Raw genomic sequence first — 15,718 nt, 5'->3', positions numbered from 1 at the left:
GAGGGGTGCCGTCCGGCGCCCCTCCTCCGTCGTTCCGGGGGGCGGCGGCGGGTGGTGAGGGTAGCCTTGCCCGGGTGAGCACCTGTGCGACGGCGTCGTGTGAACTGTCGGAGCCGCTGGCCGCCACCGCGGCGGTGGCGACCACCTGGTTGCTGGTGGAGCAGAACGGGCCGTGGGGCGCGAAGGCGCTCGGGGAGAGCCATCTGGATCCGGCGACGGGACGGGCGCTGGAGGCGGCCGCGGCGGGCACGGGGGTGCGGGTGGCGCTGATCCGGCGGCCGGGCCGGCATGCGGACTGTCTGCCGACGGCGGGGCACGAGGTGCTGGTGGCGCACACGGTGCCGGGTCGCGGCTGGGTGCGCCGGGCGGAGGTGGCCGATCCGGCGGAGCTGCTGGCGCTGGACTTCGCGGCGCTGGGCGGTGGCGACCACGGCGGTTTCGGGGTGGAGCACGTCGGCGGCCCGCTGGCGCTGGTGTGCACCAACGGGCGGCGGGACCGCTGCTGCGCGCTGCTGGGCCGTCCGTTGGCGGCGGAGCTGGCGGCGGCCGGGCACAGCGAGGTGTGGGAGGTGACGCACCTGGGCGGGCATCGCTTCTCCCCCACGATGCTGGTGCTGCCGTACGGCTACGCGTACGGGCGGCTGACGGCGGAGACGGCCAAGGAGGTGCTGGCGGCGACGGCGGCCGGACACGTGGTGCCGCAGTGGTCGCGGGGCTGTTCGGGCTGGGACCGTCCGGGCCAGGCGGCCGAGCACGCGGTGCGGTTGGCGACCGGGGAGACCGGGGTGGACGCGCTGACGCTGGCCCAGCGGCCGGACGGCGAGGGCCGCTGGCTGGTCTCGGTGCTGCACGCGGACGGCCGGGCCTGGGAGGTGGACGTGATCGAGACGGTGAGCGAGCCGCCGCGTCCGGAGAGCTGCGGCAAGGTGGCGGGGACGCCGTCGCGGATGGACGTGCTCTCCGTCCGGGGGATCTGACGAGACCGGGGGCATGACGAACGGACGGCCCCGCGCCCGTGGGGGTGGGCGCGGGACCGTCACATCGGGGGAGGCCGGTCAGCCGGTGACGGCCTTGCCGACGAACTCGGTGGTGTAGGTGCGGGCGAGGTCGATGGTGCCCTCCTTGCCCTTGACGTCCGGGTGGAAGGCGGCGAGCACGGCGAGGACGGTCTTCGGGCCGTCGGCGGGCATCACGCCGTCCGTGGTGAACATCGGCAGGGTCGCCTTGATCGCGGCCGCGTACTGCTCGGCGCCGCCCTGCGCGTAGTCGGCGGGCATCTTCGCGGAGATCTCCTCGGGGCTGTGCGTGGACATCCACTTGAGGGTCTTGACGAAGGCGTTGGTGAGCTTCTGGGTGGTGTCCTTGTTCTTCTCCACCCAGTCGGTGTTCATGTAGAGCGAGGACGACGGGTAGAGGCCGCCGAGGGCGTCGCGGGAGCCCTCGGGGGTGCGCATGTCGTAGAGGATCTTGCCGAGGCCCTTGTCGAGGATGTTGGCGACGGTCGGGTCGGTGGTCATCCCGGCGTCGATGCTGCCCTGCTGGAGCGCGGCGATGAAGGTCTGGCCGGCGCCGACCGCGATCGGGCTGAACTCGCTGACGGCGGCGCCGTTCTTGACGGCGAGGTACTTGGTGAGGAAGTCGGTGGAGGAGCCGATGCTGGTGACGCCGAGCTTCTTGCCCTTGAAGTCGGCGCCGGACCTGATGGCGTCGGCCTGCTTGGTGGAGACGATCTCGACCTCGCCGGGGGCCTGGGCGAACTGCACCACGGACTCGACGATCTTGCCCTTGGCCTGCAGGTCGACGGTGTGGTCGTAGAAGCCGACGGCGCCCTGGACGTCGCCGGCGAGCAGGGCGGTGGTGGCGTTGACGCCGGCCGGCTCGGTCATCAGCTCGACGTTGACGCCGGCCTCGGCGAAGAAGCCGAGCCGCTGGGTGAGCATCGCGGGCAGGTAGATGACCTTGTCCAGGCCGCCGACCATGATCTTGACCTTGGGCCCGTCGACCTGCTGCCCGGCCGGGGCGGCGGCGCCGTGGGCGGTCGTGGCGGCGTCGTTGGCGCAGGCGGCGAGCGGGAGGAGCAGGACGGCGGCGAGGGCGGCTGCGGCAACTCTGCCGGTCGAGTTCGGGCGCATGGGTGGGGGTGCCTCTCTCTGCAAGGGGGGATTCAGCGGCCGTCGCCCGCGTCGGCGGGCTTCCAGCGGAACAGCTTCTTCTCGGCGAAGGTCAGCAGTCCCTCGGTGAGCAGCGCGACGACGGCGAGGATGGTCATGGCGGCGTACACGCCGGCCGCGTTGAAGGTGCCCTGGGCGGCGGCGACGAGCAGGCCGAGGCCCTTGGTGGCGCCGATGTACTCGCCGACGATGGCGCCGATCAGGGCGAAGCCGAAGCTGACGTGCAGGCTGGTGAAGATCCAGGTGGTGGCGGCGGGGATGACCACCTGGAGGGTGACCTTGCGGTTGTCGGCGCCGAGGATGCGGGCGTTGGCGACGAGGTTGCGGTCCACCTCGCGGGCGCCCTGGAAGGCGTTGAAGAAGACCGGGAAGAACACCAGGACCACGGCGGAGGCGACCTTGGAGGCCGGGCCGAGGCCGAACCAGATCAGGAAGATCGGGGCGAGCACGATCCGCGGGATGGCGTTGAGCACCTTGATGTAGGGCCCGAACACATCGGCCAGGAAGCGGATCCGGCCGAGCGCGATGCCGAGCAGCACACCGCCGATGACGCCGATCACCCAGCCGGTGAGGGCCTCGTAGAGGGTGTAGCCGATCTGTTCGCCGAGCGAGCCCTGCGCGGTGCCGTGGGTGACCCACTGCCAGATCTGGTCCCAGATCCTCGACGGCTGCGAGAAGTTGAACGGGTCGATGACCTCGGTGCGGGCGCAGACCTCCCAGAGCCCGAGGAAGGCGAGCAGGACCGCGACCCGGGCCCCGTAGACGGTCAACTTCCGGTTGCGGGCGGCCCGTTCGCGGGCCTCGGTACGGCTGGCGGGGGCGGCCGCCGGGGGCTTGCCGGCGACGGCCGACGCGGTCTCAAGCGGCACGACCCGCTCCTCTCTCGCGGGTGATGCGCACCTCTTCGCCGAGCGAGGCCCAGATCTCGCGGTACAGCTCGACGAACCTCGGTTCCAGCCGGACGGCCTCCACGGTGCGCGGTCGTGGCAGGTCGACGGTGAAGATCTCCTTGACGGTGGCCGGTCCGGCCGTCATGACCACGACCCGGTCGGCGAGCGCGATGGCCTCGTCCAGGTCGTGCGTGACGAAGACGACGGAAGAGCCCGTGCCGGCCCACAGCTCCAGCAGCTGGTCGGACATCAGGGCGCGGGTCTGCACGTCCAGCGCCGAGAACGGCTCGTCCATCAGCAGGATGGCCGGGTCGTTGACGAAGGTCTGGGCGAGCGCGACGCGCTTGCGCATGCCGCCGGACAGCTGGTGCGGGTAGCGGTCCTCGAAGGCGGCGAGGCCGACCCGGCCCAGCCAGTCCCGGGCCCGCTCCCTGGCCTCGGCGGCGGGCACGCCGCGGAAGCGCGGCCCGGCCATGACGTTGGACAGGACGGTGCGCCAGGGGAAGACGGCGTCCTGCTGGAAGACGAACCCGACCTTGGGGTCGATCCCGCGGACCGGCTCGCCGTACACCAGGACCTCGCCCTCGGTGGGCTCCTCCAGGCCGCTGACCAGGGTCAGCGTGGTGGACTTGCCGCAGCCGGTGGGTCCGACGACGGCGACGAACTCGCCCTGGGCGACGGTCAGATCGAGATCGCGGACGGCGGTGTGCAGGGCCCCGGACGGGGTGCGGAACCGTTTGGTCGCGCCGGTCAGCTCGATCGCCGGGGTTTTGCTCATGGTGACCTCCCGGGTCTGTGCTTGCCCCTGGAAGGTAGGAGCGGGCCGGGCCACGGCGGGAGCCTTCTCGGCGTACTGCGGTTTCTCCGCATTGAGGGGTGTTCTGCTCGTTTTGCTTCCGCTACAACTGCGGGGACGCGGCTGACAGAAACACCCCGGAAACATAGGGTGTCCCAACCCCACACCGGCCCGACCCCCGAACCCGCCGACCGCCCCCGCCCGAGCCGACCCCCACTTGCACGGCCCGTCAGCCGCGCCGCCCCCCACCTGCACGGACCCGCAGCCCCCGAGAGGAGGCCCGGATGAAGCTCCCCCACTGGCCCCGCCGGGTCTTCGCGCAACTACTGCTGAGCCAGACCGTCGTCACCGTCGGTGTCACCGCCGTGACCGCCGGGCTGTTCCTGGCCCCGGTCAGCAGTGAACTGGACCACGACGCGATGCAGCGGGCGTTGTCGATCGCCCAGGCCACCGCCACCGACGAGGCGATCGCCCGGGCCGCCGACGCCCGTGACTCGGCGACCGCCCAGCGCAACGCCGAGCAGATCCGGCTGGCCACCGGCGCCAGCTTCGTGGTGGTCACCGACCTGGACGGGATCCGGCTCTCGCACACCGACCCGGAGCGGATCGGCCACCGGGTCAGCACCGACCCGGAGCCGGCGCTCAGCGGCCTCAGCGTCACCGCGATCCAGCAGGGCACGCTGGGCCGCACCGCGCGCGGCAAGGTGCCGCTGCGGGTCGCGGACGGCCGGATCGTCGGCGAGGTGTCGGTGGGCATCAGCGACGACTCGATCCGCCGCCGGCTGCTGAAGATGCTCACCGGGATCCTGCTGTGCGCGGGGGCCGGCCTGGCCGCCGGGACGCTCGCCACGCTGGCGCTGGCCCGGCGGCTGAAGCGCCGCACCCACAACATCGCGCTGGCCGACATCTCGGCGCTGCTGGTGGAGCGGGAGGCGATGCTGCACGGCATCCGCGAGGGCATGGTGGCGCTGGACGAGCGCGGCCGGATCCGGCTGGCGAACGACGAGGCGGTCCGGCTGCTCGGTCTGCCGGAGGACTGCACCGGCCTGCCGATCGACGCGGTGCTGCCGCCGGGCCGGCTGGCCGACGTGCTGACCGGGCGGATCACCGGCCCCGACCTGCCGGCCGTCCGGGACGACCGGGTGCTGGTGGTGAACCGGATGAGCACGGCCCCCGGCCTGTCCTCGGGCTCCCGTCGTCCGCCCGGCCGACGGGAGCCCGGGGACGGGCCCCTGGGCGGCGCCGTCGTGACGCTGCGCGACCGGACCGAGCTGGAGTCGCTGGTCCGCGAGCTGGACACCACCCGTAGTCTGACCGAGGCGCTGCGGGCGCAGGACCACGAGCACGCCAACCGGATGCACACCCTGCTGGGCCTGCTGGAGCTGGGCCGCCACGAGCAGGCGGTGGCCTTCATCTCGGAGCAGTCCGGTTCGCACGCGGTGGTCGCGGCGCGGATCGCCGAGCAGGTGCAGGATCCGCACGTCGCGGCGCTGCTGGCGGGCAAGACGGCGGTGGCGGGCGAGCGCGGGGTGCGGCTGGTACTGGCCCGGGCGGCACACCTGCCGGACGCGGTGGTGGACGCGCGGGCGCTGGTGACGGTGCTCGGCAACCTGATCGACAACGCGGTGGACGCGCTCGCGGCGGGTGGCGGCGGCCGGGTGGAGGTGACCCTGGCGGCGGCCGGCTCCACGCTGCTGCTGCAGGTCACGGACAGCGGCCCGGGCGTGCCGGAGGAGCTGCGCGAGCAGGTCTTCGAGGAGGGGTGGACCAGCAAGGACGCACCCGCGCACCGTCCGCGCGGGCTGGGGCTGGCGATGGTGCGGCGGCTGGTCGAACGGACCGGCGGCCGGATCGTGCTCGACGCGGGGCCGCTCGGCGGCGCCCGGTTCACGGTCGAGCTGCCCGAGGCCCTGCTCACCACTCAGCTCGTGGAGGCCTGATGATCGACGTACTCGTGGTGGACGACGACTTCCGGGTCGCGGACGTGCACGCCGCGTACGTGGCCAAGGTGCCGGGCTTCCGGGTGACCGGCACCGCGCACTCGGCCGGGGAGGCGCTGGCCGCGCTGGAGCGCCGCCCGGTGGACCTGCTGCTGCTCGACCACCACCTGCCGGACGAGACCGGCCTGGCGCTGGTGCGCCGGCTGCGGGAGCGGCAGGTGGCCTGCGACGTGATGATGGTGACGGCCGCCCGGGACGTGTCGACGGTGCACGCCGCGATGCAGCACGGCGCGCTGCAGTACCTGGTCAAGCCGTTCACCTTCGGCGGCCTGCGGGACAAGCTGGTCGCGTACGCGCAGCTGCGGCACGCGCTGGCCGGCCCGGCGGCCCGGGAGGCCGGCCAGGACGAGGTGGACCGGCTGTTCGCCACCCTGCGCAGCGCCGCCGCCCCGGCCGGCCCGCTGCCGAAGGGCCACTCGGCGCCCACCACCGACCTGGTGCTGGGGGTGCTGCGGCAGGCGGGCCGGCCGCTGTCCGCCCAGGAGGTCTCGGACGCCACCGGACTGAGCCGCTCGACGGCGCAGCGCTACCTCAAGCAGCTGGAGCGGGACAGTCGACTGCGGCTGACCCTGCGCTACGGCGACACCGGCCGCCCCGAGCACCGCTACGGGCTGGCGGCCCGGGCCTAGACGTGCGGGAACCCCGGAAAGCCCGGCCCTAGGCGTGCGGGAACCCCGGCAGGCCCGCACCCGCCGGGGTCCCCTCGCGCGTTGTGCTCAGGCCGCGCCCGCGCCGGTGAGGGCGCGCACCTCCAGCTCGGCGAAGCGGTCCGCGTCGGCGGGCTCGGGCGAGGTGATCGTCCCGATCCAGCCGGCCAGGAAGCCGAGCGGGATGGAGACGAGGCCGGGGTTCTCCAGCGGGAACCAGTGGAAGTCGACGCCGGGGAAGAGCGCCGCCTTGGTGCCGGAGACCACCGGCGAGAAGACGACCAGCACGATCGCCGGGACCAGCCCGCCGTACACCGACCAGACCGCGCCGCGGGCGGTGAACCGCGACCAGAACAGGCTGTACAGCAGGACGGGCAGGTTGCTGGAGGCCGCCACCGCGAAGGCCAGGCCGACCAGGAAGGCGACGTTCAGGTGCTGGGCGTACAGGCTGATCGCGATCGCGGCCGCGCCGATCCCGACCGCCGCGAACCGCGCCACCCAGACCTCCTGGCGCTCGGTGGCCTCGGCCGACTGCTCCGAGCCCGTCGAGCCCACGCCCCCCGACGCCGGGGCGGCCGACCGGGAGGCCGGGACGGCGCCGCGCCGCAGGAAGGGGCGCCGGCGGCGCTTCCGGCCGCGCCAGGCGCCGGCCCAGATGTCGTGGGCGAAGGCCGCCGAGGAGGCCAGGGTGAGCCCGGCGACCACGGCGAGGATGGTGGCGAAGGCGATCGCCGAGATCAGCGCGAACAGCACCACCCCGCCGGTGCTGCCGTTGCCGCCGCCGAGGACCAGGGCGAGCAGCGGAACGGCGGTGTTCCCGGCCGAGTTGGCGTGCCGGACCTCCGACGAGCCGACCAGCGCGGTCGCGCCCAGGCCGAGCGCGATGGCCATCAGGTAGAAGCCGCCGACCAGGCCGATCGCCCACATCGTGGAGCGGCGGGCGGCCCGCGCGGTGGGCACCGTGTAGAAGCGGGACAGGATGTGCGGCAGCCCGGCGGTGCCGAGGACCAGGGCGAGGCCCAGGCTGAAGAAGTCGAGCCGGCTGGTGAAGGTGGCGCCGTACTTGAGGCCGGGTTCGAGGTAGCGCGCACCGGCGCCGCTGTGCTGGGCGGCCTGGCGCATCAGCTCGCCGACGTCACCGTGGAAGCGGACCAGCAGCAGCACGGTGAGCAGCACCGAACCGGCGATCAGCAGGAAGGCCTTGACGATCTGGATCCAGGTGGTGGCCCGCATCCCGCCGATCGTGACGTAGACGATCATCAGGCCGCCGACGGCGATGATGGTCCAGGTCCGGGCGGTGGCGCTGTTGGTGCCGAGCAGCAGGGCGACCAGCGAGCCCGCACCGACCATCTGGGCGACCAGGTAGAGCAGGGTGACGACGACGCTGGCGCCGCCGGCCGCGGCCCGTACCTTGCGGCGGCGCAGCCGCAGCGCGAGCACGTCGGCGAGGGTGTACCGGCCGGCGTTGCGGACCAGTTCGGCGACCAGCATCAGCACCACCAGCCAGGCGACCAGGAAGCCGATGCTGTACAGCACGCCGTCGTAGCCGTACAGCGCGATCAGCCCGGCGACGCCGAGGAAGGAGGCGGCGGAGAGGTAGTCGCCGGAGAGGGCGAAGCCGTTCTGCAGCGGGGTGAAGTCGCGGCCGCCGGCGTAGAAGTCCTCGGTGGCGCTGCCCCGGCGGCCGACCCAGAGGGTGATCGCCAGGGTGACCAGGACGATGACGGCGAAGAGCACGATCGCGAGGTCGTGGTGGTCGCCGGTGGGGGCGACGGGGGGCGGGGTGGCGGTCGTCATCGCGGTCGTCATCGCAGCTGGTCCTGGGTGTCCCAGCGCAGGCCCAGGGCGACGCGGTCGCGCTTGGTCCGGGCGTTGCGGGCGTAGAGCCAGGTGAGCAGGAAGGTGGTGGCGAACTGCAGCAGGCCGAGCAGCCAGGCCACGTTGAGCGGGCCGGCCACCTGGCTGCGCATCAGGCCGGGGGCGGCGGCCTGGGCGGCGACGTACATCAGGTACCAGCCGAGGAAGGCGCCGCTGGTCGGGAAGACGAACGACCGGTAGCTGCGGCGGATGTCCTGGAAGGCCTCGCCGCGCTGGACGGCCCGGTACACCTTGGTGCTGTCGGTGGCGGAGACCAGGGCGCGGGCGGGCGCCGGTTCAACGGCGGGTTCGGAGAGCGGGGCGGCGGCCGCCCGGACGGGCGGGCGCTCGACCGCTACCGGCCGGGCCTCCTGGACGGGAGCCGGCTGGACCGTACGGACGGGCACCGGCTGGGCCGGTACCGCCGATCGGTCGGGCGCGGTCGACAGGTCGGAGTCGGTGGCGGCGGCCGGAGCGGCCCACCAGTCGAATCGCTGTCCCTGCCCGGGACTGCTCGTCTGCTGCTGTGGCACTGCTGCTCCTGCGACCGGTCGGGCACTCTGACCTCAACCATGATGGCGGCCCCCGGACAGCGCCTCCGACCATCGCAGATTCGTTCACTCGATGAGGTGATCGATCATCCGACAGACACTCATCCGACTACTGCTGCATACCGGTGATCCCGTGTCGAAAGGCGTACGCGACCGCCTGTGCCCGGTCCCGTACGGCGGTCTTGGCGAACAGGTTGTTGATGTGCGTCTTCACCGTGGCCGGGCTGACGAACAACCGCTGGGCGATCTCGGTGTTGGAGAGCCCCTCGGCGATCAGCGCCAGCACCTCCGCCTCCCGGGCGGTCAGCCCGTCCGGCAGCTCCCCCGGTCGGCCGGCCGGCTTCCCGGCCTCCCCGGCGGATCCGCCGGACGCCCCCGACAGCCGCTCCAGCAGCCGGAGTTGGACCTGCGGCGAGAGCCCGGCCGCCCCCGCACGGACGTCCGCGATCGCCCGGGCGATCTCCTCGCCCCCGGCGTCCTTGGTGAGGTAGCCGCGCGCCCCGGCCTGCAGGGCGGGGAACAACGAGTCGTCGTCGGCGTAGGTGGTGAGCACCACGACCTCGGTCCGCGGGTGCGCGGCCCGGATCCGCCGGGTCGCCTCGACGCCGTCGCAGCGCGGCATCCGCAGGTCCATCAGCACCACGTCCGGGCGGTACCGCTCCACCATGGCGACGGCCTCCTCCCCGTCCGCCGCCGCGCCGACCACCTCGATGCCGGGCAGCAGCCCCAGCAGCATCACGATGCCCTCGCGCACCACCGTCTGGTCGTCCGCCACCAGCACCCTGGTGAGCCCCGCCCCGCTCATGCCGGCACCCGCAGCAGCACGCGCCACCCTCCGTCCTCCGGGCCCGCCAGCAGGGTGCCGCCGAGCAGTTCCGCGCGTTCGCGCATCCCCAGCAGACCGTACCCGCTACCGCTGGCCGCCAGCTCCCCGAACGGTTCGCCGCGCTGGGTCCGGGAGTTGCGCACCTCCAGCTCCACCGCCTCCGCCAGGTAGCGCAGTTCGACGGAGCACCGGGCGCCGGGCGCGTGCTTGCGGACGTTGGTCACCGCCTCCTGCGCGGTGCGCCGCACGGCGAGGGCGGCCTCCGCGGCGAGCGGCCGGGGCGTACCGGTGACGGTCAGCGCGGCCCGCTCCCGCCCGGCCAGTTCCACCAGGAACTCCCCGACCGGGGTGAGTTCGCCGCGCAGCGCGGACAGCGCCTGCCGGGTCTCGACCAGCCCGTCCTGCGCCATCCGCCGGGCGGCGACGACCCGTTCGCGGATCTGCTCGCGGTCGGTCCCGGCGTCCAGCATCAGCCGGGCCGCCTCCAGGTGGACGAGCTGCGCGGAGAGACTGTGGGCGAGCACGTCGTGGATCTCCCGGGCGATCCGGGCACGTTCGGCGAGCGCCGCGCTCTCCGCCTCGGCGGCCCGCGCGGCCCGCTCCTGCACGAGCAGCCGCCGGGCGGTGCCGCGCGCCTCGATGTCCAGCCGCAGCAGGTAGCCGAGCAGGCCGAGCCCGCCGATGGTGGTGACGATGCTCAGCCAACTCGCCCAGCTGGCCGCGGTGTACGAGCCCAGTGCGCCCGCCGCGGTGAGCACGCCGGGCGCGGGCGGCAGCCGGACCAGGGCGACCACGGCCAGCCCGCACCAGAGGAAGTCGGCCAGCAGGTAGGCCTGCCCCGCGTTGGCCAGCCAGGCGGCACCGATCATGGCGACGGCCAGGCCGAGCGAGGGTGCCAGGCGCTGCTCCCGGGTGAAGTGCAGGTAGCCGGTGCTCAGCCCGGCGGCCACGAGCAGCCCGCCCGCCGCGGCCGCCTCGGCCCAGCCGGAGTACTTGCCGCCGCCGAGCGTCCCCCAGCAGACCACGACCAGCAGGACGGTCCGGCCGAACATGGCGAGGACCCACCGCGGCCGGCTCTCCGCCTCGCGCTCCAGCCCCTCGCGGGACGGCCAGCGGGTCCAGTACCACCCGGCCACGGGTGCCTCCTCGCAGATCTCGGACAGCGGGTCCCGGCGGCTCCCGGGCCGGGCGTTCAGTGCAGTACGGCGGCCTGCTTCGGCAGGTCCAGGGCCCGCGCCCTCCAGTTCACCACGAGCGCGCGGACCAGCAGCATGACCGCCAGGCCCAGCATCAGCACGCTGCCCGCCTGGTGGACGTGCAGGGCCGCGCCGATCCCGTACAGGCCGAGCCGGATGGCGATCATCCCGACCCAGGCGGCCACCGTCGCCCTGGTGCCCTTGGCCCAGACCGCGCCGTCCTCGGCCCGCCACAGCCGCACGGTCCAGCCCCAGACGGAGCCCATCGCGAGCACCGCCACCAGCCCGGCGGCCAGCAGGGCGGCGGACACCGCGGTGTGCTGGTGGTCGACGAGCTGCGGATCGAGCAGCGCGATCGCGCCGAGGATCAGGGGCAGCAACCAGAAACGGCGCTCGGTGTCCAGGCGCTGGGCGCGCATCTGGCGCTGGACGACCAGGACCATCACTGCGGCGATCACAACGACGTTGACGAGGGCGCTCATCGGACTTCTCCGTCCCGACGGGAGGCTTGTGCTGACCTCTCCGACGCTACGGATCCGGCGCCCCCGGCTGATCGGCGCCGGGGTGGACGGGCAGGTGGAACCCGCAGCACGAGGGCCCTCCACCCACGGGTGGAGGGCCCCGGTCACACGGGCGCGTCAGGCGTCGATGCGGGAGCGGTCCAGGGTGGCCGCCGAGTCCACGATGAACTCCTTGCGCGGGGCGACGTCGTTGCCCATCAGCAGGTCGAAGATCTTCTCGGCCTGCTCCAGGTCGCCCAGGTTGATCCGGCGCAGCGTGCGGTGGCGCGGGTCCATGGTGGTCTCGGCCAGCTGGTCGGCGTCCATCTCGCCCAGGCCCTTGTACCGCTGCACCGGCTCCTTCCAGCGCATCCCCTTGCGCTGGAACTCCAGCAGGGTGGAGCGCAGTTCGGCGTCGGAGTAGGTGTAGTGGTACTTCTCCTGGCCGCGCTTGGGACTGGTGAGCTCGATCCGGTGCAGCGGCGGCACGGCGGCGAAGACCCGGCCCTGCTCGACCATCGGCCGCATGTAGCGGTGGAACAGGGTCAGCAGCAGGGTGCGGATGTGCGAACCGTCGACGTCGGCGTCGGCCATGAAGATGACCCGGCCGTAGCGGGCCTGGTCGATGTCGAAGGTGCGGCCCGAACCGGCCCCTATCACCTGGATGATCGCGGCGCACTCGGTGTTCTTGAGCATGTCGCTCACCGAGGCCTTCTGCACGTTGAGGATCTTGCCGCGGATCGGCAGCAGCGCCTGGAACTCGGAGTTCCGGGCGAGCTTCGCGGTGCCGAGCGCGGAGTCCCCCTCGACGATGAAGAGCTCGCTGCGCTCGACGTCGTCGCTGCGGCAGTCGGCCAGCTTGGCCGGCAGCGAGCTGGTCTCCAGCGCGGTCTTGCGACGCTGGGCCTCCTTGTGCTGGCGGGCGGCGACCCGGGTGCGGGCGGCCGCGACGACCTTGTCCAGCACGGCCCGGGCCTGGAGCTTCTGGTCCTTCTTGGCCGAGGTCAGGAAGGCCTTGAGCTCCTTGGCGACGACGGCGGCGACGATCCGGTTGGCCGCCGAGGTGCCGAGCACCTCCTTGGTCTGGCCCTCGAACTGCGGCTCGGCGAGCCGGACGGTGACCACCGCGGTGAGGCCCTCGGTGGCGTCGTCCTTGGTGATGTCGTCCTCGGCGACGCGCAGCAGCTTGGCGGCGCGCAGCGCCTCGTTGACGGTCTTGGCCAGCGAGCGCTCGAAGCCGGTGACGTGGGTGCCGCCCTTGGGGGTGGCGATGATGTTGACGAAGGAGCGCAGGGTGGTGTCGTAGCCGGCGCCCCAACGCAGCGCGATGTCCACCCCGAGCTGGCGGGTGACCTCGGTGGGGGTCATGTGGCCGAGCTCGTCCAGGACGGGCACGGTCTCCTTGAAGGTGCCCTCGCCGCGCAGCCGCAGCACGTCGCAGACCGGCTTGTCGGGGGCCAGGAACTCGCAGAACTCGGCGATGCCGCCGTCGAAGCGGAAGACCGACTCCTCGACCTGCTCGCTCTCGGTGAGCCGCTCGTCACGCACGACGATGGTCAGGCCGGGGACGAGGAAGGCGGTCTGCCGGGCTCGGCTGTACAGGTGCTCCAGCGAGAGCCGGGCGTCCTTGAGGAAGATCTGCCGGTCGGCCCAGTAGCGGATCCGGGTTCCGGTGCGGGTCTTCGGCACCTTGCGCGTCCTGGTCAGGCCGTTGGCGGGCTCGAAGGGCGCGTCCGGGCTGGTCTCGGTGAAGATGCCGGGGGTGCCGCGGCGGAAGCTGACCGCGTGGGTGTGGCCGCCGCGGTCGACCTCGACGTCCAGCCGGGCGGAGAGGGCGTTGACGACGGAGGCGCCGACGCCGTGCAGGCCGCCGGAGGCCGCGTAGGAGCCGCCGCCGAACTTTCCGCCGGCGTGCAGCTTGGTCATCACGACCTCGACGCCGGACAGCCCGGTCTTGGGCTCGACGTCGACCGGGATGCCGCGCCCGTTGTCGCGGACCTCGACCGAGGAATCCGGGTGCAGCAGGACCTCGATGCGGTCGCAGTGGCCGCCCAGCGCCTCGTCGACGGAGTTGTCGATGATCTCCCAGAGGCAGTGCATCAGGCCGCGACTGTCGGTCGAGCCGATGTACATGCCGGGACGCTTGCGGACCGCCTCCAGGCCCTCCAGGACGAGCAGGTGCCGAGCGGTGTAGTTGGAACCGTCGTCGCCGGCCAGCAGTGCGGACGGCACGGTCGTTTCGGCACTCACGCGGCACTCTCCTCGGTGAAGTTCTGTCTCATCGGTCACATCAGGACGCATCCGGACCATCCGCCAGTGCAGCACGCCGCACCGACAGCCGTCGCCCGGTGTGCGCGCACCCCTCCGCTGGGTGCGCAGCACGGCGGGCCGCTCCCGCGCAGCTTGTACGCGCTGCGCGAACAAGGACCGCACCGGCCTCCGGGGCCCCGGGGCGCCATCTCCTCCCGGTACCACCGGTCCTGGCGGATCGTGGGCCTGGCGCAGGCTCCGGAACTGCCGTTATGCAGGCTACCGGGGCCCGGGACGGGGCTTATGCTCCAACCCGGCAGAGGATTATGCTACGCGGACCTCGCACCCGGTCCCGATCGGGCGTTCGAGCGACGGGCGGATCCTGGGATTCGGTACGCATGAACCACCGGCCCCCGGGGCACGTCCTCATCAACACAGCAGAATCCTCAGAGAAGAAAAGCCACGAGCGGGAACGTTTTCGGCCTGGTTGGATGTTGACCCTGGTACGACAGCTCGTCGAGCTAGAGAAGAGGCGACGTGACTACTGTTCTGACCCCTGCGAGCCCGCTCACCGCGGCTGACCGCTGCGACCGCTGCGGCGCCCAGGCCTACCTGCGCGTCGTACTCGCCAGCGGCGGAGAGCTGCTCTTCTGCGCCCACCACGGCCGGAAGTTCGAGCCCGAGCTCAAGAAGATCGCCGTGGAGATACAGGACGAGAGCGGCCGTCTCACCACCCCCAACGCCACGGCGGCCGAAGAAGAGCGCTGATCCCGAGCGCCGCACCAGCAGCCGACGTCGAGCTGTGTCCGGCTGCGCACCGCGCGCGACCGGTGGGCCGGGCGACGGGTCCCCTTCGGGGGGCCGGTCGCCCGGCTCTGTCGTTCCCCTGGCCGAACACGGTCCGCACCGACATGACGTCAGAAGGTCACCGGCCGGTCACCGGCGACGGCCCGGGCGGGCCTCACAGCACCGAGCGCACCGCGTCCGCGACCGAGGCCACCCTGGTGTAGACGCCCGGGCGGCCCGCCTCGGCGCAGCCCGTCCCCCAGGACACCAGGCCCACCAGTCGGCCGCCGACGACCAGCGGGCCGCCGCTGTCGCCCTGGCAGGCGTCCTTGCCGCCCTTCTCCTCGCCCGCGCAGACCATGCCCCGGGCGTCGAACTTCCCGTCCTGCCCGCCCGGATAGGCCTGCGCACAGGTCTGGTCCGCGACGATCGGCACCTCCACCCCGCGCAGCGTGGGCGAGTAGTCGCCCCGCCCGGTGCTGTCCCCCCAGCCGAAGACCTGCGCGGTGGTCCCGGGCGCGTACGGACCGGTCTCGCCCTGGCCGATCAGGCCGATCACCGGCCGGGAGCCCTGCGCGTCGGCGAGGGTGAGCACCGCGACGTCGTTCAGGTTGGCGGCGAAGGCGTAGTCGGGGTGGACCCAGACCGACCGGACGGACACCTCACGGCCGGCCGAGCCCCGCATGTCGTCCCGACCGACGACGACCTTGAGGCCCGGCCGGTCCACCTTGGCGCCCTTGGTCTCGTCGTAGAAGCAGTGCGCGGCCGTCACCACCTTGGTCGGCGTGACCAGCGCACCCCCGCAGAACTGGCCGGAACGGCCGCTGCCGAACTGCTGGCGGCTGGACAGCGCCACCACCCACGGGTGGTCGGCGGTGCTCACGACGGTGCCGCCCACCACCCGGCGCTGCGCCTCGGCCGGCCCGGCCGTACCGAGGGCGGCCAGCGGAACGGGGACGGCGGCCAGCAGCGCCAGCACGGCGGCCCGTCGGCGGCGCGCCGCGCGGGCGACCGACGGGCTCGCCGGCGGCGGGGCGGGGGTCGGCAGGGCAGCGCGGTCCGGGTTGGGCAACACCGTGACTCCAGTCGGCTCGGCAGCAGGCAACCGGCACAGCGTAGGTGATCAACTACACTGCGCGACCGCTTCCCGTCGCACCGCCACCCGGACGAGGGACAACGGCCACCCGGACGCTGACCCGCCCGGACCCGGACAGCCGCGAAGGCCCGGAGCCGTACGGCTCCGGGCCT

Annotated in this window: 14 protein-coding genes; 4 read left to right on the top strand and 10 right to left on the bottom strand. The window is 73.1% G+C overall.

Going from position 1 to position 15,718, the window contains the following annotated elements; all coding sequences use genetic code 11:
* The first annotated feature begins 74 nt into the window (after positions 1 to 74).
* Entirely contained in the window at positions 75 to 977 is a 903-nt protein-coding gene (locus tag ACIO5E_RS35740) for a sucrase ferredoxin (protein WP_400676097.1), read from the top strand.
* A 78-nt stretch (positions 978 to 1,055) separates the two neighbouring features.
* Here ACIO5E_RS35740 and ACIO5E_RS35735 read toward each other — a convergent pair whose 3' ends face one another.
* The 3 genes from ACIO5E_RS35735 to ACIO5E_RS35725 are packed head-to-tail and all read right to left on the bottom strand — an operon-like array spanning position 1,056 to position 3,839.
* Positions 1,056 to 2,132: an ABC transporter substrate-binding protein gene (locus tag ACIO5E_RS35735; RefSeq protein ID WP_400676095.1), complete on the bottom strand. Its 1,077-nt coding sequence runs from the start codon at positions 2,130 to 2,132 to the stop codon at positions 1,056 to 1,058.
* Between the two features lie 32 nt (positions 2,133 to 2,164).
* Complete coding sequence (locus ACIO5E_RS35730; protein WP_400676093.1) at positions 2,165 to 3,040, bottom strand: ABC transporter permease; 876 nt, start codon at positions 3,038 to 3,040, stop codon at positions 2,165 to 2,167.
* Positions 3,030 to 3,839, bottom strand: coding sequence for an ABC transporter ATP-binding protein (locus ACIO5E_RS35725; protein WP_400676091.1), 810 nt, complete (start codon positions 3,837 to 3,839; stop codon positions 3,030 to 3,032). Before ACIO5E_RS35725 ends, ACIO5E_RS35730 begins: the two co-directional genes overlap by 11 nt.
* A 302-nt stretch (positions 3,840 to 4,141) precedes the next feature.
* On the opposite strand from ACIO5E_RS35725, the gene ACIO5E_RS35720 reads away from it, so the two are divergent.
* Together ACIO5E_RS35720 and ACIO5E_RS35715 are read left to right on the top strand one after the other, a co-directional pair.
* Complete coding sequence (locus ACIO5E_RS35720) at positions 4,142 to 5,797, top strand: ATP-binding protein (RefSeq protein ID WP_400676089.1); 1,656 nt, start codon at positions 4,142 to 4,144, stop codon at positions 5,795 to 5,797.
* On the top strand, positions 5,797 to 6,486 hold the full coding sequence (locus ACIO5E_RS35715) for a response regulator (protein WP_400676087.1): 690 nt from the start codon (positions 5,797 to 5,799) through the stop codon (positions 6,484 to 6,486). Before ACIO5E_RS35720 ends, ACIO5E_RS35715 begins: the two co-directional genes overlap by 1 nt.
* An 87-nt stretch (positions 6,487 to 6,573) precedes the next feature.
* Here the strand turns inward: ACIO5E_RS35715 and ACIO5E_RS35710 are convergent, their stop codons facing one another.
* The 6 genes from ACIO5E_RS35710 to ACIO5E_RS35685 form a co-directional block, all read right to left on the bottom strand.
* The gene (locus ACIO5E_RS35710; protein WP_400676085.1) at positions 6,574 to 8,313 is read right to left on the bottom strand and encodes a cation acetate symporter; all 1,740 of its coding nucleotides are present in this window, start codon (positions 8,311 to 8,313) and stop codon (positions 6,574 to 6,576) included.
* Entirely contained in the window at positions 8,310 to 8,894 is a 585-nt protein-coding gene (locus ACIO5E_RS35705) for a DUF485 domain-containing protein (protein WP_400676083.1), read from the bottom strand. Before ACIO5E_RS35705 ends, ACIO5E_RS35710 begins: the two co-directional genes overlap by 4 nt.
* Positions 8,895 to 9,021: 127 nt before the next feature.
* Entirely contained in the window at positions 9,022 to 9,717 is a 696-nt protein-coding gene (locus ACIO5E_RS35700) for a response regulator (protein ID WP_400676081.1), read from the bottom strand.
* On the bottom strand, positions 9,714 to 10,874 hold the full coding sequence (locus ACIO5E_RS35695; protein ID WP_400676079.1) for a sensor histidine kinase: 1,161 nt from the start codon (positions 10,872 to 10,874) through the stop codon (positions 9,714 to 9,716). Before ACIO5E_RS35695 ends, ACIO5E_RS35700 begins: the two co-directional genes overlap by 4 nt.
* Before the next feature lie 56 nt (positions 10,875 to 10,930).
* A complete protein-coding gene (locus tag ACIO5E_RS35690) occupies positions 10,931 to 11,416 on the bottom strand; it encodes a DUF1453 domain-containing protein (protein ID WP_400676077.1) in 486 nt (161 codons plus the stop codon).
* A 156-nt stretch (positions 11,417 to 11,572) separates the two neighbouring features.
* Positions 11,573 to 13,684: a type IIA DNA topoisomerase subunit B gene (locus tag ACIO5E_RS35685; protein WP_400676075.1), complete on the bottom strand. Its 2,112-nt coding sequence runs from the start codon at positions 13,682 to 13,684 to the stop codon at positions 11,573 to 11,575.
* 537 nt (positions 13,685 to 14,221) lie between these two features.
* On the opposite strand from ACIO5E_RS35685, the gene ACIO5E_RS35680 reads away from it, so the two are divergent.
* The gene (locus ACIO5E_RS35680) at positions 14,222 to 14,452 is read left to right on the top strand and encodes a hypothetical protein (protein ID WP_280685015.1); all 231 of its coding nucleotides are present in this window, start codon (positions 14,222 to 14,224) and stop codon (positions 14,450 to 14,452) included.
* A gap of 193 nt (positions 14,453 to 14,645) precedes the next feature.
* On the opposite strand, the gene ACIO5E_RS35675 is transcribed toward ACIO5E_RS35680, so the two are convergent.
* Positions 14,646 to 15,542, bottom strand: coding sequence for a S1 family peptidase (locus tag ACIO5E_RS35675; RefSeq protein WP_400676074.1), 897 nt, complete (start codon positions 15,540 to 15,542; stop codon positions 14,646 to 14,648).
* Positions 15,543 to 15,718 lie beyond the last annotated feature (176 nt).

The organism is Kitasatospora sp. NPDC087314 (assembly GCF_044744365.1).
Lineage (GTDB): Bacteria > Actinomycetota > Actinomycetes > Streptomycetales > Streptomycetaceae > Kitasatospora.
This window is presented reverse-complemented; position numbering and strand designations above follow the sequence as displayed.